19 protein-coding genes are annotated in these 20662 nt (G+C 55.6%); 14 read left to right on the top strand and 5 right to left on the bottom strand.

Annotated features, from left to right (window positions below):
* Positions 1-24 precede the first annotated feature (24 nt).
* The 4 genes from tauA to tauD are packed head-to-tail and all read left to right on the top strand — an operon-like array spanning position 25 to position 3434.
* A complete protein-coding gene (gene tauA / locus AC2T6E_RS18175; RefSeq protein ID WP_042716721.1) occupies positions 25-987 on the top strand; it encodes a taurine ABC transporter substrate-binding protein in 963 nt (320 codons plus the stop codon).
* Positions 988-997: 10 nt separating this feature from the next.
* Complete coding sequence (gene tauB / locus AC2T6E_RS18180) at positions 998-1765, top strand: taurine ABC transporter ATP-binding subunit (protein ID WP_126817366.1); 768 nt, start codon at positions 998-1000, stop codon at positions 1763-1765.
* Complete coding sequence (tauC, locus tag AC2T6E_RS18185; RefSeq protein ID WP_120159526.1) at positions 1762-2589, top strand: taurine ABC transporter permease TauC; 828 nt, start codon at positions 1762-1764, stop codon at positions 2587-2589. Before tauB ends, tauC begins: the two co-directional genes overlap by 4 nt.
* Positions 2586-3434 carry a taurine dioxygenase gene (gene tauD, locus AC2T6E_RS18190; RefSeq protein WP_218308610.1) on the top strand — a complete coding sequence of 283 codons (849 nt, stop codon included), beginning with the start codon at positions 2586-2588 and terminating at the stop codon, positions 3432-3434. Before tauC ends, tauD begins: the two co-directional genes overlap by 4 nt.
* A 104-nt stretch (positions 3435-3538) precedes the next feature.
* Here the strand turns inward: tauD and olsF are convergent, their stop codons facing one another.
* Positions 3539-5239, bottom strand: a complete 1701-nt coding sequence (gene olsF, locus AC2T6E_RS18195; RefSeq protein WP_486692755.1) for a bifunctional ornithine lipid synthase OlsF — start codon at positions 5237-5239, stop codon at positions 3539-3541.
* Positions 5240-5311: 72 nt separating this feature from the next.
* Positions 5312-6286 carry a porphobilinogen synthase gene (hemB, locus tag AC2T6E_RS18200; RefSeq protein WP_126817372.1) on the bottom strand — a complete coding sequence of 325 codons (975 nt, stop codon included), beginning with the start codon at positions 6284-6286 and terminating at the stop codon, positions 5312-5314.
* A 452-nt stretch (positions 6287-6738) separates the two neighbouring features.
* Between hemB and AC2T6E_RS18205 the strand changes: the two genes are divergently transcribed.
* Both AC2T6E_RS18205 and AC2T6E_RS18210 read left to right on the top strand, forming a co-directional pair.
* The gene (locus AC2T6E_RS18205) at positions 6739-9513 is read left to right on the top strand and encodes an autotransporter outer membrane beta-barrel domain-containing protein (protein ID WP_486692757.1); all 2775 of its coding nucleotides are present in this window, start codon (positions 6739-6741) and stop codon (positions 9511-9513) included.
* 92 nt (positions 9514-9605) lie between these two features.
* Positions 9606-10238, top strand: coding sequence for a helix-turn-helix domain-containing protein (locus tag AC2T6E_RS18210; protein WP_108415681.1), 633 nt, complete (start codon positions 9606-9608; stop codon positions 10236-10238).
* A gap of 1 nt (position 10239) precedes the next feature.
* Here the strand turns inward: AC2T6E_RS18210 and ampH are convergent, their stop codons facing one another.
* Complete coding sequence (gene ampH / locus AC2T6E_RS18215; protein ID WP_108415682.1) at positions 10240-11400, bottom strand: D-alanyl-D-alanine-carboxypeptidase/endopeptidase AmpH; 1161 nt, start codon at positions 11398-11400, stop codon at positions 10240-10242.
* 204 nt (positions 11401-11604) lie between these two features.
* Here ampH and AC2T6E_RS18220 point away from each other — a divergent pair, with 204 nt between their 5' ends.
* The 3 genes from AC2T6E_RS18220 (at position 11605) to AC2T6E_RS18230 (ending at position 14585) form a co-directional block, all read left to right on the top strand.
* A complete protein-coding gene (locus AC2T6E_RS18220) occupies positions 11605-12138 on the top strand; it encodes an isochorismatase family protein (RefSeq protein ID WP_010427984.1) in 534 nt (177 codons plus the stop codon).
* Between the two features lie 114 nt (positions 12139-12252).
* The gene (sbmA, locus tag AC2T6E_RS18225) at positions 12253-13473 is read left to right on the top strand and encodes a peptide antibiotic transporter SbmA (protein ID WP_447854259.1); all 1221 of its coding nucleotides are present in this window, start codon (positions 12253-12255) and stop codon (positions 13471-13473) included.
* A 14-nt stretch (positions 13474-13487) separates the two neighbouring features.
* Complete coding sequence (locus AC2T6E_RS18230; protein WP_486692761.1) at positions 13488-14585, top strand: DUF1615 domain-containing protein; 1098 nt, start codon at positions 13488-13490, stop codon at positions 14583-14585.
* Here AC2T6E_RS18230 and AC2T6E_RS18235 read toward each other — a convergent pair.
* Positions 14582-14884: a DUF2755 family protein gene (locus tag AC2T6E_RS18235; RefSeq protein WP_108415685.1), complete on the bottom strand. Its 303-nt coding sequence runs from the start codon at positions 14882-14884 to the stop codon at positions 14582-14584. The genes AC2T6E_RS18230 and AC2T6E_RS18235 overlap by 4 nt on opposite strands.
* Before the next feature lie 248 nt (positions 14885-15132).
* Here AC2T6E_RS18235 and AC2T6E_RS18240 point away from each other — a divergent pair, with 248 nt between their 5' ends.
* Complete coding sequence (locus AC2T6E_RS18240) at positions 15133-15369, top strand: DUF2754 family protein (protein WP_486692763.1); 237 nt, start codon at positions 15133-15135, stop codon at positions 15367-15369.
* Here AC2T6E_RS18240 and ddlA read toward each other — a convergent pair.
* Positions 15366-16466, bottom strand: a complete 1101-nt coding sequence (gene ddlA, locus AC2T6E_RS18245) for a D-alanine--D-alanine ligase (protein WP_481978194.1) — start codon at positions 16464-16466, stop codon at positions 15366-15368. The genes AC2T6E_RS18240 and ddlA overlap by 4 nt on opposite strands.
* 102 nt (positions 16467-16568) lie before the next feature.
* Between ddlA and AC2T6E_RS18250 the strand changes: the two genes are divergently transcribed.
* The 4 genes from AC2T6E_RS18250 (at position 16569) to phoA (ending at position 20618) form a co-directional block, all read left to right on the top strand.
* A complete protein-coding gene (locus AC2T6E_RS18250) occupies positions 16569-17252 on the top strand; it encodes an extensin-like domain-containing protein (protein WP_174340704.1) in 684 nt (227 codons plus the stop codon).
* 169 nt (positions 17253-17421) lie between these two features.
* Complete coding sequence (locus AC2T6E_RS18255; protein ID WP_174340705.1) at positions 17422-18636, top strand: multidrug efflux MFS transporter; 1215 nt, start codon at positions 17422-17424, stop codon at positions 18634-18636.
* Positions 18637-18842: 206 nt separating this feature from the next.
* Positions 18843-19103 (top strand): anti-adapter protein IraP, encoded by a 261-nt coding sequence (iraP, locus tag AC2T6E_RS18260; RefSeq protein WP_042716702.1) that lies wholly within the window; start codon positions 18843-18845, stop codon positions 19101-19103.
* A gap of 99 nt (positions 19104-19202) precedes the next feature.
* Positions 19203-20618, top strand: a complete 1416-nt coding sequence (phoA, locus tag AC2T6E_RS18265) for an alkaline phosphatase (RefSeq protein ID WP_174340706.1) — start codon at positions 19203-19205, stop codon at positions 20616-20618.
* Positions 20619-20662: the final 44 nt, after the last annotated feature.

Raw genomic sequence — 20662 nt, forward strand, 5'->3', positions numbered from 1 at the left:
ATAACAACAAGGGGAGCAGGCAATATGGCAATTTCATCGCGAATCACATTACTCGGCGCACTGGCGCTGTGGGCTTTTCAGGCGCAGGCGGTAGACGTCACCGTTGCGTATCAAACCTCTGCGGAACCGGCGAAAGTCGCGCAGGCGGACAACACCTTTGCCAAAGAGAGCGGCGCGAAAGTCGACTGGCGCAAGTTCGACAGCGGGGCATCCGTCGTGCGTGCGTTAGCCTCTGGCGACGTGCAGATCGGCAATATTGGATCCAGCCCGCTGGCGGTGGCGGCCAGCCAGCAGGTGCCGATTGAGGTGTTCCTGCTCGCCTCACAGCTCGGTAACTCTGAAGCGCTGGTGGTGAAGAAAAACATCACCAAACCGGAAGATCTGATCGGCAAACGCATCGCCGTGCCGTTCATTTCAACTACGCACTACAGCCTGCTGGCGGCGCTGAAACACTGGGGCATCAAGCCGGGTCAGGTACAAATTCTCAACCTGCAGCCGCCGGCGATTATCGCCGCCTGGCAGCGCGGCGACATTGACGGGGCCTACGTGTGGGCACCGGCGGTGAACGAGCTGGAAAAAGACGGCACCGTGCTGACCGACTCTGAAAAAGTGGGCCAGTGGGGCGCGCCAACCCTCGACGTGTGGGTCGTGCGCAAAGACTTCGCCGAGAAACATCCTGAGGTGGTGAAAGCCTTTGCGAAAAGCGCGATTGACGCCCAGCAGCCGTACATCAGTAACCCGGATGAATGGCTGAAGCAGCCCGCCAACCTGGAAAAACTCTCCCGCCTGAGCGGCGTGCCGGAGGCGGACGTGCCGGGACTGGTGAAAGGCAATACCTATCTGACGCCTGCGCAGCAGGTGCAGCAGCTGACCGGGCCGGTGAACAAAGCGATTGTGGATACCGCCACCTTCCTGAAAGAGCAGGGCAAAGTGCCTGCGGTGGCAGCGGATTACAGCCAGTACGTGACCGATCGTTTTGTGAAATAAGGAGTCCGCCATGCTGAATATTACGAACCTGTACGCCGATTACGGTGGTAAGCCCGCGCTGGAGGAGATCAACCTGACGCTGGACAGCGGTGAGCTGCTGGTGGTGCTGGGCCCGTCAGGGTGCGGAAAAACCACGCTGCTGAATCTGATCGCCGGGTTTGTCCCTTATCAGCATGGCACCATTCAACTGGAAGGCAAAAAGGTGGAAGGCCCTGGCGCCGAGCGCGGCGTGGTCTTCCAGAACGAAGGATTGCTTCCCTGGCGCAACGTGCAGGAAAACGTGGCGTTTGGGCTACAGCTCGCCGGCGTTGGCCGTGAGCAGCGGCTGGCGACGGCGCGGGCGATGCTGAAAAAAGTGGGGCTGGAAGGGGCGGAAAAACGCTTTGTCTGGCAGCTTTCCGGCGGCCAGCGGCAGCGCGTAGGTATTGCCCGCGCGCTGGCCGCAAATCCGCAGCTGTTGCTGCTGGACGAGCCGTTCGGGGCGCTGGATGCCTTCACCCGCGAGCAGATGCAAACCCTGCTGCTGCGCCTGTGGCATGAGACGGGCAAGCAGGTGCTGTTGATTACCCACGATATCGAAGAGGCGGTGTTTATGGCGACGGAACTGGTGCTGCTCTCGCCGGGGCCGGGCCGCGTGCTGGAGCGTTTGCCGCTGGATTTCGCCCGCCGCTACGTCGCGGGAGAACCCGTGCGCAGCATCAAATCCGATCCGCTGTTTATCGAACAGCGTGAATATGTCTTAAGCCGCGTGTTTGAACAACGGGAGGCTTTCTCATGAGCATCGTCTTCAGTGAAAAAACGCGCCGTACGCGCCTCGCACTGCGCTGGCCGTTCTCGCGCCAGATAACCCTCAGCGTCGGCACGCTGCTGGTATTGCTGGCGGTGTGGTGGGCGGTTGCTGCCCAGCAGTGGGTCAGCCCGCTGTTTCTGCCGCCGCCGGGACAGGTGCTGGCCAAACTCATTAGCATCGCCGGGCCTCAGGGCTTTATGGATGCCACGCTCTGGCAGCACCTGGGTGCAAGTCTGGCGCGTATTCTGGTGGCGCTGCTGGCGGCGGTAATTATCGGGATTCCGGTCGGGATCGCGATGGGGCTGAGTCCGACGGTGCGCGGCATCCTCGACCCGCTGATTGAGCTTTACCGTCCGGTGCCGCCGCTGGCCTATCTGCCGCTGATGGTGATCTGGTTCGGCATCGGTGAAACGTCAAAAATCCTGCTGATTTATCTGGCAATTTTCGCCCCGGTCGCCATGTCGGCGCTGGCGGGCGTGAAGAGCGCCCAGCAGGTGCGGATCCGCGCGGCGCAGTCGCTGGGCGCCAGCCGCACGCAGGTGCTGCTGTTCGTGATTTTACCGGGCGCACTGCCGGAGATTTTAACCGGGCTGCGCATCGGCCTCGGCGTGGGCTGGTCCACGCTGGTGGCGGCAGAGCTGATTGCAGCCACGCGCGGCCTTGGGTTTATGGTGCAGTCGGCGGGAGAGTTCCTGGCGACTGACGTGGTACTGGCAGGGATCGCGGTGATCGCCGCGATCGCCTTTGGATTAGAACTGGGGCTGCGCGCGTTACAGCGCCGCCTGACGCCCTGGCATGGAGAAATACAATGAGTGAACGTCTGACGATTACCCCGCTGGGGCCGTACATTGGCGCGCAGGTGTCGGGCCTGGATGTGACCCGTCCGCTGAGCGATAACCAGTTCGAGCAGCTATACCACGCGGTGCTGCGCCATCAGGTTGTTTTCCTGCGCGAACAGGCGATCACCCCGCAGCAGCAGCGCGCGCTGGCCCTGCGCTTTGGCGATCTGCATATCCACCCTGTCTATCCGCATGCGGAAGGCGTGGAGGAGATTATCGTTCTGGACACCCACAACGATAACCCGCCGGATAACGACAACTGGCACACCGACGTGACCTTTATCGAGACGCCGCCCGCCGGGGCGATTCTGGCGGCGAAGCTGCTGCCAGAAACCGGCGGCGATACGCTGTGGGCCAGCGGCATTGCGGCGTATGAGGCGCTCTCCGCGCCGTTCCGGACGCTGCTGAGCGGGCTGCGGGCGGAGCACGACTTCAAAAAATCGTTCCAGGAGTACAAGTACCGTAAAACGGAAGAGGAACATCAGCGCTGGCAGGAGGCGGTCGCGAAACATCCTCCATTGCTGCACCCGGTGGTGCGTACCCATCCGGTCACGGGCAAGCAGGCGCTGTTTGTGAATGAAGGGTTCACAACGCGCATTGTGGACGTATCCGAGAAAGAGAGTGAGGCGCTGCTGGGATTCCTGTTCGCACATATCACCAAGCCGGAGTTTCAGGTGCGCTGGCGCTGGCAGGAGAACGACCTGGCGATCTGGGATAACCGCGTAACGCAGCACTATGCCAATGCGGACTATCTTCCGCAGCGCAGGATTATGCAGCGGGCGACGATTTTGGGGGATAAGCCGTTTTACCGTCCCTGAACCGTCGCACCCGTAGGCCGGTAAGGCGTAGCCGCCAGCCGGCAATTGTGCACCGTTCTTGCCGGGTGGCGCTGCGCTTACCCGGCCTACAAAAAACCGCACATTTAAAGGTGCGCCTCAATATACCGCTGATAGCGGTTCGCCTTCAGGTAACACAAATCCACCAGCACCAGCCCGTCGACGCAGTTGTTGAACGCCGGGTCGCTGCCAAAATCAATAAACTGCACGCCGCCGGGTTCGCACAGCTCGGAATACTGCTTGTAGAGCGGCGGAATGCCGCAGCCCAGATTGCCGAGCAGGGATTTCAGCTTCGTCAGATCGTCCACGTAATCCACGCCGCCAAACTGCGCAAGCACGTCCGGCAGCGAGGCGGGATACGGCTGACGTGAGGCGGCTAGCGGATGCGTCGCCGGGAACCACAGGCGGTAAAATGCCACCAGCAGATCCCGCGCCGCAGGCGGTAAACCACCTGAGATGGAGACCGGACCAAACAGGTAGCGGTAGTGCGGATAACGCGCCAGATAAGCCCCAATCCCGGACCATAAATAATCCAGGCCGCGGCGTCCCCAGTAGCGCGGCTGAATGAAGCTGCGCCCCAGTTCAATACCGTGTTCCAGCACGTCCTGCATTTTGTCGTCGTAGTGGAACAGGCTATAGCTGTACAACCCTTCCAGACCGCGACGTTCAACCTGTTTTGCGGTCGGCATAAAGCGATACGCGCCGACGATCTCCAGATCCTCTTCATCCCAGAGGATCAGGTGCAGATAATCGTCATCATAGCTGTCCGTGTCCCGGCGTTTGCCGCTCCCTTCCTCCACCGCGCGAAAGGCAATCTCGCGCAGGCGGCCCAGCTCGCGCAGCAGCGGGGCGTCTTCCTGACCGTTGCGCTGCCAAAGATAGATGGTTTTACCGTCGCTGGTTTTCCCCAGGCACTCGGCCTGCGCCAGTTCACGCCTCAGCGTAGCCCGGTCTTCAGGACGGGCAATGGCGCACTGGGTTTTAAAGACGCCAGGCACTCCCTTGCCAAGACGCATCACGTGCTGACGGCACTGCTCGGCCATCTCACGCGACGAAAGGGTGGCGCTATGCCAGTGATGCCACGCAATCTGCTGGCCGATTTTAATCGGCAGCTGGCTATGGCGTCGGCGGAACATCTGCTGCATCAGCAGCAGCAAGGACAGCGTCGGCGACACCAGCGTGCTGGCATAAAAGAGCAGGCTGTTATGCGCCTGAATATGCACCGGCAGCAGCGGAGTGCGCAGCTTGCTGGCGAGTTTGATAAAGCCTGAGTGCCACTTTTTATCGCGGACGCCTTTTCGCGTCGGCCGGGAAACTTCGCCCGCCGGAAAGAAGATCAGCACGCCTGCGTTCTGCAGATGCTGTTCCATCTGAACCAGGGATGTTTTCGCCGTCCTGCCGCCCATATTGTCCACCGGAATAAACAGCGAACTGAGGGGCTCAAGGTGACTCAGCATCCGGTTGGTCACGACTTTAACATCGCGCCGCACGCGGGAGACGGCGTACATCAGCGCCAGCCCGTCCAGCGTACCCGTCGGGTGGTTGGCAATAATGACCAGCGGGCCATGTTCGGGGATTTGTTCGAGATCGCGGGCGGAAACGGTGCAGAGAATATCAAGGTGTTCCAGAACTTGCTCCACCATATCCAGCCCTTTCAGGTGGCGGTGGGCTGAGGCAAATTGCTGAAATTCGTCTTCGTAAAACAGTCTTTTTAACAGACTTTTTTGCCAGGGTGCAGGCCTCGCCTGAGGCCAAAGATCGTCGAGAACGCTATCGAGGCTAAACATGGTTACTCCTCCTGCCGTCTTGCGAAGACAGTAGAAGGAGCAGATGTCGGTTGTATTGCAGTTTGGTGAAGATTAGCGGAGGATTTTCTTCTCAGCCAGATCCAGCGCGAAGTAGCTGAAGATCAGGTCCGCACCCGCGCGTTTGATCGCGCCCAGGCTTTCGAGAACCACTTTCTCTTCGTCAATCGCACCTGCCTGCGCGGCGAATTTGATCATCGCGTACTCGCCGCTGACCTGGTAAGCGCCCAGCGGCAGCTCGGTGCGCTCGCGGATGTCGCGCAGGATATCAAGATACGCGCCCGCCGGTTTCACCATCAGGCAGTCTGCGCCCTGAGCTTCATCAAGCAGAGATTCACGAATCGCTTCCCGACGGTTCAGCGGGTTCATCTGATAGGTTTTACGATCGCCTTTCAGCGCCGTGCCCGCCGCTTCACGGAACGGGCCGTAGAAGGAGGAGGCGAATTTGGTGGAGTAAGACATGATGGCGGTGTCGGTAAAGCCCGCCGCGTCCAGCGCCTGACGAATCGCCTGAACCTGTCCGTCCATCGCGGCAGAAGGCGCGATGAAATCCGCACCGGCAGCGGCTGCGACGACAGCCTGCTTACCAAGGTTCAGCAGGGTGGCATCGTTATCCACGCCGTGATCGCACAGCACGCCGCAGTGGCCGTGAGAGGTATATTCGCAGAAGCAGGTATCGGACATGACGATCATTTCCGGCACGGTCTCTTTGCAGATGCGGGACATGCGGGCGACGAGGCCATCTTCTTTCCATGCATCGCTGCCGGTGGCGTCGGTATGGTGAGAGATGCCGAAGGTCATCACCGAGCGGATCCCCGCGTTGGCGATGCGTTCAATCTCACGCGCCAGATGTTTTTCCGGAATGCGCATCACGCCCGGCATCGCCTCGATGGCTTTGTAGTCATCGATCTCTTCTTCGACAAAAATCGGCAACACCAGATCGTTTAAGGTCAGGGTTGTCTCTTCAAACATAGCGCGCAGTGCAGGTGACTTGCGCAGGCGGCGGGGACGTGCAATTAAATCGGTCATGGTATGCCTGATGTTTGTGGAACAAAGAAGACCAGTGTACATGAAAGTGAAGAGGGGTGTTTTACGAAATTGGGCATTTTGATTTTGCGAAATGCGCCAAAACAAGCCGCATCAAATGTCTCTATTATAGAATGAATGATGGCTTTTTAGGGAGCGTGAAATATTGGCGGCAGTTTTGAATTGAATAGAAGGTATCATTATAAATGATCTATTATTTTTAATTATATTATCCTGATCAATAAAATAAGGTTGTAATTTGCTGATTTTATAATATTTATTCACAATGATTGTTATGGTTCCGTTTTTTTAGACGTGAGTTGTCTGGATACGGACTTAATTGAATCATTCATTGAACCTTTTAGAAATGAAATTGCATAATTCCCTCCGCAATTAAACATTGCAAAATGATTTGACGGACAAACTTGCTTACGTCCCTGAGGAGGGATGACCCAATGCAAACATGGAAAAAGAAACTGGTTGTATCTCAACTTGCATTAGCCTGCACCCTGGCTATCGCTTCTCAGGCTAATGCGAAGGATATTTCCGGCACGACGTATAATACGTTTGGATATGATAATACCGCCTCTACCCCCTGGTATTATGGTTACGCAGACTGGGATTACTCGGATGCCACCCATGATGGTGATATTTATCCGGTGATTAACAAATCCACAGTAAACGGTGTTATTTCAACATACTATCTGGATGATGGCGTTAATGGTCGGGCGAATGCGTTGAGTATTTCCAACAGCACCATCAACGGCATGATCACGTCTGAGTGTATGACCACGACGTGTGAAGATGGCACGGAAACAGATGGTACAGCACATACGCAGTATGACCGTTTCAGCCTGACGGTAGATAACAGCACCATCAATGACACCTACGAGCATTATGCTTATGACGTTGTGAATGGTGACACTACCGAAACCCATTATCAGGATACCTATGCTCTGGGTAACGCGATTACGCTGGATGTAGAGTCTGATATCGTTATTCAGAATAACTCCCACGTTGCCGGTATCACGCTGACGCAGGGTTACCAGGATCTGGATAATACCCCGTATGACGGTGTGGAAGGCGTTGCCAATAGCAGCAACTTCTTTACCGATACCCTGGTGGTGAAAGACTCCGTGCTGACCTCCGGCGCATACAGCGATCTGGGCACCAGCGGTTTCTATGGTCAAACGGCCAAGCCGAGCGACTACGGTGAAACCAACGCGACGGCGGCGGATGACGCGGCGCTGATCGTGGCTGCCAGCGCGTCTGACAACGCGATGCAGACGACAGCGACGTTCGATCACTCCACCGTTACAGGTGACATCCTGTTCTCCAGTACCTTCGATAACAACTTCTACGAGAATGGCGACCCGGCAACCGATACCACCGATGACGGTGTGTATAACCCAACCACCAACGGCTGGGACGGTACCGATACACTGGATGTCACTCTGACTAACGGCAGCAAGTGGGTGGGTGCAGCGCAGTCCAGCGTTGAAGCCATCGGCACCGCACAAATGTACGGTGAAGGTTACAGCGACGTTGACTGGAGTGCCCTGTCTCCAAACAGCATCTGGCCGGGTTCCACCTTCGACAGCAACGGTCACGTTGCGGGTGAAGAGGTTTATCAGAGCGGCCTGTTCAACGTGGCGCTGGATAACGGTTCCGAGTGGGATACCCGTAAAGTCTCCAACATCGACGCGCTGACGGTGAATAATCAGTCGCAGGTCAATGTTGAAAACTCTGGCCTGCTGGCGGACACCATCACGCTGACCAATGCTTCAACGCTGAATATCGGTGACAGCGGCGCGGTCGCGACCGACAGCCTGTACCTGGACAGCTACAGCCGTGCAGCGCTGACTGAAGAGACCGCTGAGCTGTATGCCAACACCATTACCGTAGACAACGGTGCCGAGCTGGCGCTGGGTATGGGTCAGGTTGATACGCACAACATGGTGCTGACCGACGGCGGCGCGCTGAACGTGGCCAGCCGCGATTACGTGCTGAACAGCGATCTGAACAACGCGCGCTATATCACCAACGATAAGTACAATGCCGATTACGACTACGGCGTTGTGGCGATTAATTCTGATGGCCATCTGTCAGTAAACGGTGACGTTGCAGGTAACTACAAAGTGCGCATCGATGATGCGACCGGTGCCGGTTCCGTTGCCGATTACAAAAATAAAGAGATCGTCCGCATCTATGACAATAACGCGGATACCACAGCCAGCTTTACTGCCGCGAACAAAGCGGATTTAGGTGCCTACACCTATCAGGCGCAGCAGAAAGGTGACACCGTTGTTCTGCAGCAGAAAGAGCTGACTGACTATGCCAACATGGCGCTGAGCATCCCGTCTGCTAACAGCAACATCTGGAACCTGCAGCAGGATACCGTCGGCACGCGTCTGACCAACAGCCGCCACGGCCTGGCGGATAACGGCGGAGCGTGGGTGAGCTACTTCGGTGGTAACTTCGACGCTGATAATGGCAACGTTAGCTACGATCAGGACGTGAGCGGCATTATGGTCGGTCTGGATACCCAGATTGACGGTAACAATGCGAAATGGATCGTCGGTGGTGCTGCAGGCTTCGCGAAGGGCGATATCAGCGATCGTACCGGTCAGGTTGATCAGGACAGTCAGACTGCGATGGTCTACGCGTCAGCGAAGTTCATGAACGATCTGTTCCTCGACAGCTCCCTGAGCTACACCCGCTTCAACAACGATCTCTCCGCTACCATGAGCAACGGTCAGTATGTTGACGGTGACACCACGACCGATGCGGTCGGCTTTGGGATGAAACTGGGCTACGACTGGAAACCAAACCTGTCTGGCTACATCACGCCTTACGCGGCGGTATCCGGGCTGTTCCAGTCTGGGGATGATTACCAGCTGAGCAACGACATGCGAATTGATGGGCAGTCATACGACAGCCTGCGTTATGAGCTTGGCGTAGATGCGGGTTATACCTTCAATTACGGCGGAGAGCAGGCGTTGACGCCTTACTTCAAGCTGGCTTACGTGTATGACGATGCCGACAACAATGCTGATGTGAACGACGACAGCATCGACAACGGTGTTGAAGGTTCCGCGGTTCGTGTGGGTCTGGGCACGCAGTTCAGCTTCACGAAGAACTTCAGTGCATATACTGATGCAACTTATCTCGGTGGCGGCGACGTTGACCAGAACTGGGGTGCAAATCTGGGTGTGAAATATACCTGGTAAAATATAAAAAGCGGGGGAATATTTCCCCCGCTTTTTTATATAACAATTAAAAATAATCGAGAACCGACAGATACAGATGACTTGAGGTCTGCATGAATGTTAATGCGAAGCCACTTTCTGAATTAAGCCGGATCGTACAGTGCCTGGAAGTCGCCAGCACCCCTTTTAAGACCGCGCCACAGAAATTAATTTCAACCGTCAATAATGATGACGATGATGTTCCATACACATTTGTAATACAAACCGGCGTCGTTGCCATCCACAGAAAGTCAGATGAACTTCTCGTGGGGATTGCAAAGGCACCCTATATTTATGGTTTAAGCGCGTGGGTAAATAATAGCCATCAGGAATATGTGATGATGGCGCATTCACATTGCTCAGGTTTTTATTTACCTGCCTCTTCACTGTACCAACGGCTTCAGCAAGCCTCACTCTGGCAAGACGCATTTTGTTGGCTGTCGTGGATCAACCATCATCTGGGTAAACGTGACATGCAACTGGTGGGGAATAACTCTTACAGCCAGATCCGGGCCATGCTCATTAATATGGCCGAGTGGGATGAAACGCTGCGCTCAAAAATTGGCGTTATGAATCATATTCAGCGTAGCACAGGGATCTCACGCTCTGTGGTCGCGGAAGTTCTGGCAGCGCTGCGGCAGGGTAATTATATTACGATGAGCCGGGGCAAACTGGTTAGCATCAACCGTCTGCCCGCGGACTATTAGGTCAGTTAGACGCCGTCAGCACCTGCGCTTTATTCGCGCTCAGCTCAGCAACCAGATTATTGATGCCATCGCTCATGTTGACGAAGCGCGTGTTCGGCGAGCGGGTAACGACCACAAACGCCCCTACGTTGGACTGCGGGATCATCGCCATATAGGTGATGAATCCGCCACCGCCGCCGGTTTTCTGAATAATGCCCGGGCGGCCGTCTTTCGGCGCCATGTACACCCAGCCCAAACCGAGGGCGTCGGCTTTACCCGGTACGTCCATGCCGATAACGCGGGTCAGTTGGGTACGCTGATAAATCAGCGTTTGCATGCGATCGGCCTGGTGGGTGCGAGAGTAGAAATCCGAAGAGAGGAACTGCTGCATCCAGCGCATCATGTCGCCAGGCGTTGAATACACCCCACCGCTGCCGATCGCCGCCAGGGTGTTATTACACGGGCTGGCACCTTTTTCAGCGACCATCAGGCGACGGCACTGGTCCGGGGAGGGGGTAAAGGTGGTGTCCTTCATCCCCAACGGACGGGTAATCTGCTCTTCAAACAGCTGAGGATAGGGTTTACCCGAAGCGGTCGATAACGCATCGGCCAGCAGATCAAACGCGAGGTTTGAATAGGCGGCCTGCGAACCCGGCGTGGTTTTCAGCGTCGCTGTGCTCAGGTAATTCCAGCGCTGTTCGCGCGTCGGCCAGACAAAGACGGGACGATGTGCCGCGCCGCCAGGTTGTTCTCGCGGCAGGGCACTGGTGTGGGTCGCCAGGTTGACCAGTCTGATGGGGGCACCCTGATAAGTCGGGACGCGAGCGCCGGGTGGTGCATATTTGCTGAGCGGGTCGTCGAGTTTAACCACGCCCTGGTCGAGAAGCTTCACCAGCATTTCGCTGGTCATCAGCTTGGTAATGGAGGCAATACGGATCACCGAATCCAGCTGCGGGTGAATGTTATTCCCCGGGCGCGTTTCACCAAAGCTGCGAAACACGCGCTGGTTACCGTCAATCACCACCAGCGCCATTCCCGTCGCGCCGCTACCGTAATAGATCAGGTTCGCGTAGCGATCGGCGATATCAGAGGCTAAAACCGGGGCCGTCAGCGGCTGCGCTGCCTGGGCGGTGGAAAAGCTCACCGCACATAGCGCGGCGAAAGAGAGCAGACAACGTTTCAACGAAAAGCATCCATCAAGTAAATAAGGAAAGTTAGGGGTATTTATACTACTAATCGGTAAGCTGCAAAGGCCCGAATTGCATAACGATAGCGAGAAAAACGTAACCATGGGTAAATATGAACAATTTACTTGCGGCCTGGATCCCATTTTGTGACATCGGGCTTATGATAGGCACCAGTGCTACTCAATCTTGCGGAGAACGGTATGTCTGATAAGCGTGTGGTTATGGTGGTTGATATGCAGAACGGGGTATTCGAGACGCCGCGTCATCAGCGCGAGAAATGTGTCTCTCTGATCAACCAGCTTACGCAGGCAGCCGACAGGGTGGTTTTTATACAGCATACCGAAGCCGGGGGCCTGGAAGAGGGAAGTGAAGGGTTTGCGTTGCTTCCTGAGCTAAATCAGCCAGCAGGTGCGTTGTACGTCACCAAAACCGCCTGTGATGCCTTCTATAACACCGCGCTTGAGACGCTGCTGCGTGAACAGGGCATTCGCGAGTTTGTCATTTGCGGCTGTGCCACCGATTACTGTGTCGATGCCACCCTCAAAAACGGCGTCAGCCGGGGCTACCACATCACGGTTGCTGAAGATGCCCACACCACGGCCAATCGCCCGGCGGCGGAAGCCCAGGTTCTGATTGCGCACTACAATGATGTCTGGCGTAACTTCATCGCCCCTGCCAATCCACCTTCGGTGAAACGCACCGAAACAATTCTCGAAAACTGGAAAGCGAACTAATAATAAACCCACGGGTCTGACCTTTTTGCCTGCGCCGCTGGCGGGTTCAGGCCAGATTTTCGTGTGGCGATGTGTTGAGCACAGCAACAGCCAGAACAACAAAAAGGAAGCACAATGTTTAAGTCTTTTTTCCCAAAGCCGGGGCCTTTTTTCCTGTCGGCATTTATTTGGGCACTGATTGCTGTCATTTTCTGGCAGGCGGGCGGCGGCGCATGGCTGACGCGTATCACGGGGGCAACGGGTGAGGTGCCAATTAGCGCCGCGCGCTTCTGGTCGCTCAGCTACCTGCTGTTTTACGCCTACTACACGGTCTGCGTGGGGCTGTTTGCGGTTTTCTGGTTTATCTACTCTCCACACCGCTGGCAATACTGGTCGATTCTGGGCACCTCGCTGATCATCTTTGTGACCTGGTTCCTGGTCGAAGTCGGCGTGGCGGTGAACGCCTGGTATGCCCCCTTCTACGATCTGATCCAGACGGCGCTGAGTTCCCCGCATAAGGTGACGATTAACCAGTTCTACCATGAGGTGGGTATCTTCCTCGGCATCGCCCTGATTGCGGTCGTCATTGGCGTGATGAACAATTTCTTCGTTAGCCACTATGTCTTCCGCTGGCGTACCGCCATGAACGAACACTATATGGCGCACTGGCAGCACCTGCGTCATATCGAAGGTGCCGCGCAGCGTGTGCAGGAAGACACCATGCGTTTTGCCTCTACGCTTGAAGACATGGGTGTCAGTTTTATCAACGCCATTATGACGCTGATCGCCTTCCTGCCGGTGCTGGTGACGCTTTCCGCACACGTGCCGGAGCTGCCGATTATTGGTCACCTGCCGTATGGTCTGGTTATCGCCGCGATTGTCTGGTCGTTGATGGGCACGGGGCTGCTGGCGGTGGTCGGCATCAAGCTGCCGGGTCTGGAGTTTAAAAATCAGCGTGTCGAAGCGGCCTACCGTAAAGAGCTGGTTTACGGCGAAGATGATGCTAACCGCGCCTCGCCACCGACCGTTCGCGAGCTGTTTGGCGCCGTGCGTCGCAACTATTTCCGCCTCTATTTCCACTATATGTATTTCAACATTGCGCGCATTCTGTATCTGCAGGTTGATAACGTTTTCGGTTTGTTCCTGCTGTTCCCGTCGATTGTTGCGGGTACGATTACGCTGGGCCTGATGACGCAGATCACCAACGTCTTTGGTCAGGTGCGCGGTTCGTTCCAGTATCTGATCAGCTCCTGGACCACGCTGGTGGAACTGATGTCCATCTACAAACGTTTACGCAGCTTCGAGCGCGAGCTGGACGATAAAGATCTGCAGGAAGTCACCAACACATTTAGCTAATACAGGGAGTTGCTATGTCTTTTGCCGTACCGCGTACGTTATCGCTGTCCTTACTTGCTGCCCTGGTACTGGTGGGGTGTGCCGAGAAAGGGGCCACGCCACTCAAAAAAGGGGAAAAGCCCGTGGACGTGGCGAGCGTTGTCCGGGAAAAAATGCCCGCCAGCGTGAAGGATCGCAACGCGTGGGCAGAGGCACTGGCAAAGACCTTTGAAAGCCAGAAAATTGCCCCTACCGAGGAGAATATCTGCTCGGTACTGGCGGTGGCGCAGCAGGAATCAATGTACCAGTCAGACCCGGTCGTGCCGGGTCTGAACAAAATTGCCTGGAAAGAGATCGACCGCCGCGCGGAATCGATGCATATCCCGGTGTTCCTGGTCCATACCGCGCTTAAAATCACCTCGCCAAACGGCAAAAGCTATAGCGATAGGCTGGATACGGTGAAAACTGAGAAACAGCTAAGCGCCATTTTTGATGACTTCATCAACATGGTGCCGATGGGGCAAAAACTGTTTGGCTCGCTTAACCCGGTACACACCGGCGGTCCGATGCAGGTCAGCATCGCCTTTGCAGAAAAACATACCGACGGCTATCCGTGGAAAATCGACGGAACGGTGCGTCAGGAGGTCTTCTCCCTGCGCGGCGGGCTCTGGTTTGGCACTTATCACCTTCTTAACTACCCGGCGAATTACAGCGAGCCGCTGTACCGCTTTGCAGACTTTAACGCGGGCTGGTATGCCAGCAGGAACGCAGCGTTCCAGAATGCCGTGAGCCGGGCATCCGGGGTGAAGCTGGCGCTGGATGGCGATCTGATTGCCTACGGCAGCAGCGAAGCGGGTACGACCGAACGTGCAGTGCGCAAACTGGCGACAAAGCTGGATATGAGCAACAGCGATATTCGCCGTCAGCTGGAGAAGGGCGACAGTCTCGCATTTGAGAAAACGGATTTGTATCAGCAGGTCTTTGCGCTGGCAGAGAAGAAAAGTGGAAAAGCGTTACCGAGGGCTATCCTGCCCGGCATTCAGCTCGAGAGCCCGAAAATCACGCGTAACCTGACAACTGCATGGTTCGCGAAACGCGTGGATGACCGCCGGGCTCGCTGTATGGGGATTTAGAAACGACGGCGCAGGCGAAGCACTAAGGCAATGACGCCAAGAATCATGCACCCGACGAGGAAGGGGACCAGGCCAAACAGGGTGCTTACCCCGAAACCGATCTCAACGCGTGGGCGCCCGCTATCCTGAACCTGCATCAGGTGTTCATAAACGCCAGGCGCATGAACCAGCATGTTGAGAAGCTGTGAGCCTGCCCAGAAGCAGAACAGCACAAACAGGGCATAGGCGATATTACCCGCCGTGGAGGTTTTTGGTTGTTTGCCGCCAAAAATCGGTTTCGACAATGTAAAATCAGCCATAAAGACCTCCCGAAATGTCACTCTGTTTTATACGTTTCGTATAGGGTGAGTTTGACAGGTCATCGCATTTGTCAATATCAGAATCGTGGTAATTTACCCTCAGGAATGCTCCTGGATTGATGATTTCTGCATCACATCACAATTTGATCACTTAAGTGAAATTGCGTCGCGTTTCAGAATTTCCGCATTCGCCACAGACCCGGCCATAAAACTGTGAGAGGATGTCTTTTTTTCCTGCCGGAGTTGTTATGAAACTCACGTTAAAACTACGCCGTGACTGGCATTACTACGCCTTTGCTATTGGGCTGATCTTTATTCTTAACGGTGTTGTGGGGCTATTGGGGTTTGAGGCAAAAGGCTGGCAAACCTATGCCGTGGGGCTGGTCACCTGGGTCATCAGTTTCTGGCTGGCAGGGTTGATTATCCGCCGCCGCCCTGAAGAGACGACAGCGGAAGAGACGGAAACGGTGAAGAAAACCGATTAACCGTTTACGGAGCTTTTAAGGGCGCTGTCAGCGGCGTGACGCTCCAGCGCCAGTTCGATCAGGCGAGTGATGAGTTCCGGATAGCTCATTCCGCTGGCCTGCCACAGTTTCGGATACATGCTGATGTTGGTGAAGCCTGGCAGCGTGTTGATCTCGTTAATGACCACGTCGTTTTCCGGCGTCAGGAACACATCAACGCGAGCCATACCGCAGCAGCCCAGCGCCTGATAAGCTTCTACGGCGATCGCGCGGATCTTATCGTTGATGACCGGATCGATAACCGCAGGTACCACAACCTGCGCGCCTTTATCATCAATGTATTTGGTATCGTAAGAGTAGAAATCGCTGTTCAACACGACTTCACCGCAGGTGCTTGCTTGTGGGAAATCATTCCCCAGCACGGCGCACTCAATTTCGCGGCCTTTGATACCCTGTTCAACCACCACTTTGTGGTCAAACTCAAACGCCAGACGCACGGCGTCGGTAAATTGCGCTTCGGTGGTGACTTTGCTGACGCCAACGGAGGAGCCCTGATTCGCCGGTTTGACGAACAGCGGCAGGCCGAGCTGGCTGGAAATCTGCGCGAAATCGAATTTCTCGCGGTTGGCGCGGGTGAGCGTGACGAACGGCGCAATATTCAGCCCGGCATCGCGCAGCAGACGCTTGGTGACGTCTTTGTCCATACAGGCGGCGGAGCCCAGCACGTCGGAGCCGACAAACGGCAGGTTCGCCATGCGCAACATCCCCTGCAAAGAGCCGTCTTCGCCCAGCGTGCCGTGCACGATAGGGAAAATAACGTCAATCTGAGCCAGCGCCTGCGCATTACCGGCGTCAATAAATTGCCCCTGAACCAGGCCTGGTACGGTCGCGACGCTGGTTTCTGAAGGATTAAGGGCGATGTGCGCCGGATCGTTAGCATTGATCAGGTACTGGCTGGCATCGTTAACATGCCACTGACCCTGTTTATCAATACCCAGCAGCACCACGTCGAAACGGCTTTTATCGATCGCATCGACAATATTTTTGGCCGACTGCAATGACACCTCGTGCTCTGCTGATTTTCCCCCAAAGACAATACCTACGCGCTGCTTTGCCATCTCACTCTCTTCCAGTCTGTCGAAAAGCCAATAACATACCACGATGCCCTGCGGGTTTCGCGGCCTTCTGCCATAATGTTTTGGGGTTATCGTGGGGGGCGCGTGAAAGGAAAAAGTCTGCTAACCGTTTTCATTATTGTGGCTGTCGCAACGGCGGGCTACCGCTGGTTGCCGTCTCATTACAACCCTTTTACGCCGCTTACCCTTGACGATCCTCCCGGAAAAATCACCCAGTTTAAGCTTCGGCGCTTAACGCCGGAGGCCTGCGAAAGCCTCCTAACCGAAGCAAATCTAAGAGCGCTTATCCGCACGCAGCCGGTGGCTGACAGCGCGGGAGCATGCCCGCTCAGTAACGTGGTGCGCGTGAGTAATTTCGGTCCGGTCAGCCTGAACAGCAGTTTTCTGGCCAGTTGCCCTCTGGCATTAAGCTCTGCGCTGTTTGTCAGTCAGCAGGCCCGGCCGCTGACGAAAAGCTGGATGGGCAGCGAGCTTACGCGCATCGACCATCTGGGAAGCTATGCCTGTCGTAATATTTACGGCCGCCCGGATGCGCGTCGCAGTGAACATGCCACGGCAGAGGCGCTGGACATCAGCGCATTTCGGCTGGCAAACGGTGAGCGGATCACCATTCTGAGGGGCTGGTCGTCGGCTAAAACCCAGCCGTGGCTTCAGGCTCTGCTGGCGGCGAGCTGTGGGTATTACGGTAACGGTCTGGGGCCAGAATATAACGCGGCCCACGCTAACCATTTCCATCTTGGGATGCGCGGCTTCGGCCTGTGCCGCTGAAGCATAATCTTTCGTCAGAAAGTGGATAATTTGTGACTTGTTTCACAAATATGATGACTGGGAAGATAAAACACCAAAGTCAGCAAGGCCGCATCTCTGGTGCGACGTCAACGCGCGTAACTTGCTAATCTGTCGGCGAATTCGCCTAAAAATGAAGACTATTTCTGTTATGGAATCCTGGAAAGTTAACCTCATCTCGGTCTGGTTCGGCTGTTTCTTTACCGGACTGGCCATTAGCCAGATTTTACCCTTTCTGCCGCTGTACGTGTCTCAGCTGGGGGTGACCTCCCATGAAGCCCTCTCTATGTGGTCAGGGTTGACGTTCAGCGTCACGTTTCTGGTTTCGGCCATCGTCTCGCCGATGTGGGGCAGCCTGGCGGACAGAAAAGGCCGCAAGCTGATGCTGCTGCGTGCATCCCTCGGTATGGCGATCGCCATTTTGCTTCAGGCCTTTGCCACCAACGTCTGGCAGCTGTTTATCCTGCGGGCAATCATGGGGCTGACTTCCGGGTATATTCCGAACGCGATGGCGCTGGTGGCCTCGCAGGTGCCGCGTGAACGTAGCGGCTGGGCGCTGAGTACGCTCTCTACCGCGCAGATCAGCGGGGTCATCGGCGGCCCGCTGCTGGGGGGATTCCTCGCGGATCACGTGGGGCTGAGAGCGGTATTTTTCATCACCGCGATACTGCTGGTGATCAGTTTTCTGGTGACGCTTTTCCTGATCAAAGAAGGGGGCCGTCCCGTTGTCAGCAAATCAGAACGCCTGAGCGGCAGGGCGGTCTTTGCCTCGCTGCCTTATCCCGGCCTGATGATCAGCCTTTTTGTCACCACCATGGTGATCCAGCTGTGTAATGGTTCCGTCGGGCCTATTCTGGCGCTGTTTATCAAGTCGATGGAGCCAGACAGCAGCAATATCGCCTTTCTCGCGGGGTTGATTGCGGCGGTGCCTGGCGTGTCGGCTCTGATCTCTGCGCCGCGGCTTGGCAAACTGGGCGACCGGATTGGCACGGCGCGCATCCTGATGGCCACACTGATATTTGCGGTCATACTCTTTTTCGCTATGTCGTTCGTAACGACCCCGCTTCAGCTTGGCGTTCTGCGCTTCTTGCTTGGTTTTGCCGATGGAGCCATGTTGCCCGCCGTGCAAACACTGCTGGTGAAATATTCCAGTGACCAGGTCACCGGGCGTATTTTTGGTTACAACCAGTCGTTTATGTATTTGGGCAACGTCGCCGGTCCGCTTATTGGTGCATCCGTTTCCGCGATGGCCGGTTTCCGTTGGGTATTTGCCGCGACGGCTGTGGTGGTGTTGATAAATATTATCCAGCTGGCTATTGCACTGCGTCGTCGCAGACAATTAGCGGAGGCAAAAGGAGCCCGTTAACCCTGGGGATGTATTATATATTTTTATGGCTGCCGCTTTTTTATATAACAAAAAGCGGCCTGTTGTTATAGAAAAACGTTTCGCTGCGGTGCGCGCTACGCTATTTTTGACGTAACGTCACTTTTGCATAAGATAATACTTTTCTCCTCTTTGCATAAATCATTGAGAGTGCTAATTTCAGGGAAAACCCATAAGGAAATAGCACCATGAAGAATCTCATTACTGAGTTGTTGGTTAAGCTTGCACAAAAGGAAGAAGAGTCGAAAGAATTGGTCGCCCAGGTTGAGGCGCTGGAAATAGTCGTCACCGCGCTACTCAGACATATGGCTGCCCAGGATCAACAGGCGTTAATTGACAGCATTGAAAGCGCGCTGGACAACGCCAAACCTGATTCACAGGTTCCACCTGAGGACGCCGAAATGCTCCATCAATACATAAAAAAGCTGTTAAGGCATCCGCGCAGCTAAACTGTCACAATGCGTGACGGGCTGTCATAGAAATGTCATGCCGGTTGCCTATAGTCGCTCTGTTTTTATTTTTATGTATTTGTACATGGAGAAAATAAAGTGAAACAGAGCGCGCTTTTTATCGCATTAATCCCGCTGTTATTTGCCCCTGCTATTCACGCTGAAACCGCGAATATGAACGTCCTCGAACATCGTGCTGCGCAGGGGGATATCACCCAGCCCGGTGGTGCGCGCCGTCTCTCAGAGGATCAGACTGCCGCCATTCGCGCTTCTCTGAATGAAAACCCCGCTAAAAATATTATTCTGCTGATTGGCGACGGAATGGGGGATTCCGAAATTACGGCGGCGAGAAATTATGCCGAAGGAGCGGGCGGCTATTTTAAAGGCATCGATGCGCTGCCTCTGACGGGACAATATACCCATTACTCGCTGGATAAAAAAACCGGTAAACCGGATTACGTCACGGATTCAGCCGCATCAGCAACGGCGTGGGCAACCGGTGTGAAAACCTATAATGGCGCGCTGGGCGTCGATATTCACGAGAAAGATCATCAAACCATTCTGGAAATGGCGAAAGCGGCGGGGCTGGCAACCGGCAACGTCTCTACCGCTGAGCTTCAGGATGCCACCCCGGCCGCGTTGATGTCGCACGTGACCTCGCGTAAATGCTATGGCCCGTCGGTGACCCGCGAAAAATGTCCGACCAATGCGCTGGAAAACGGCGGTAAAGGCTCGATTACAGAACAGATGCTGAACGCGCGCCCTGACGTGACGCTGGGCGGTGGGGCGAAAACCTTTGCCGAAACGGCGACGGCCGGTGAGTGGCAGGGTAAAACGCTGCGCGAGCAGGCGCAGGCGCGCGGCTATCAGCTGGTAAGCGATGCGGCTTCTCTGGCGGCGATTACCGAAGCAAACCAGGACAAACCGCTGCTGGGACTGTTCTCTGACGGCAACATGCCGGTGCGCTGGGAAGGGCCAAAAGCCTCGTACCACGGCAATATCGATAAGCCAGCGGTGACCTGTACGCCAAACCCGAAACGGAATGACAGCGTTCCTACGCTGGCGGCGATGACGGACAAAGCCATCTCTCTGCTGAGCAAGAGCGAAAAAGGCTTCTTCCTGCAGGTAGAAGGGGCGTCAATCGATAAGCAAGACCACGCGGCGAACCCGTGCGGGCAGATTGGCGAAACGGTGGATCTCGACGAAGCGGTGCAAAAAGCGCTCGAGTTTGCGAAGAAAGACGGTAACACGCTGGTGGTGGTCACCGCTGACCACGCGCATTCAAGCCAGATTATCCCTCCCGATACCAAAGCACCGGGTCTGACGCAGGCGCTGACGACCAAAGACGGTGCCGTGATGGTGATGAGCTATGGCAATTCTGAAGAAGAGTCTATGGAACATACCGGCACACAGCTGCGCATCGCGGCGTACGGCCCACATGCTGCGAACGTGGTGGGTTTGACTGACCAGACCGATCTGTTCTACACCATGAAGGCCGCGCTGAGGCTGAAATAAGTTCGTCACCCGGCGGAAATCGTGGCTGCCGGGTGGTATTTTCC

Source organism: Enterobacter sp. B79-1 (assembly GCF_057444735.1).

Bases quoted from the DNA above. Each gene is read 5' to 3' on its own strand.
- tauA (WP_042716721.1), top strand. From the start codon at position 25: ATGGCAATTTCATCGCGAATCACATTACTCGGCGCACTGGCGCTGTGG.
- tauB (WP_126817366.1), top strand. From the start codon at position 998: ATGCTGAATATTACGAACCTGTACGCCGATTACGGTGGTAAGCCCGCG.
- tauC (WP_120159526.1), top strand. From the start codon at position 1,762: ATGAGCATCGTCTTCAGTGAAAAAACGCGCCGTACGCGCCTCGCACTG.
- tauD (WP_218308610.1), top strand. From the start codon at position 2,586: ATGAGTGAACGTCTGACGATTACCCCGCTGGGGCCGTACATTGGCGCG.
- olsF (WP_486692755.1), bottom strand. From the start codon at position 5,239: ATGTTTAGCCTCGATAGCGTTCTCGACGATCTTTGGCCTCAGGCGAGG.
- hemB (WP_126817372.1), bottom strand. From the start codon at position 6,286: ATGACCGATTTAATTGCACGTCCCCGCCGCCTGCGCAAGTCACCTGCA.
- AC2T6E_RS18205 (WP_486692757.1), top strand. From the start codon at position 6,739: ATGCAAACATGGAAAAAGAAACTGGTTGTATCTCAACTTGCATTAGCC.
- AC2T6E_RS18210 (WP_108415681.1), top strand. From the start codon at position 9,606: ATGAATGTTAATGCGAAGCCACTTTCTGAATTAAGCCGGATCGTACAG.
- AC2T6E_RS18220 (WP_010427984.1), top strand. From the start codon at position 11,605: ATGTCTGATAAGCGTGTGGTTATGGTGGTTGATATGCAGAACGGGGTA.
- sbmA (WP_447854259.1), top strand. From the start codon at position 12,253: ATGTTTAAGTCTTTTTTCCCAAAGCCGGGGCCTTTTTTCCTGTCGGCA.
- AC2T6E_RS18230 (WP_486692761.1), top strand. From the start codon at position 13,488: ATGTCTTTTGCCGTACCGCGTACGTTATCGCTGTCCTTACTTGCTGCC.
- AC2T6E_RS18235 (WP_108415685.1), bottom strand. From the start codon at position 14,884: ATGGCTGATTTTACATTGTCGAAACCGATTTTTGGCGGCAAACAACCA.
- AC2T6E_RS18240 (WP_486692763.1), top strand. From the start codon at position 15,133: ATGAAACTCACGTTAAAACTACGCCGTGACTGGCATTACTACGCCTTT.
- ddlA (WP_481978194.1), bottom strand. From the start codon at position 16,466: ATGGCAAAGCAGCGCGTAGGTATTGTCTTTGGGGGAAAATCAGCAGAG.
- AC2T6E_RS18255 (WP_174340705.1), top strand. From the start codon at position 17,422: ATGGAATCCTGGAAAGTTAACCTCATCTCGGTCTGGTTCGGCTGTTTC.
- iraP (WP_042716702.1), top strand. From the start codon at position 18,843: ATGAAGAATCTCATTACTGAGTTGTTGGTTAAGCTTGCACAAAAGGAA.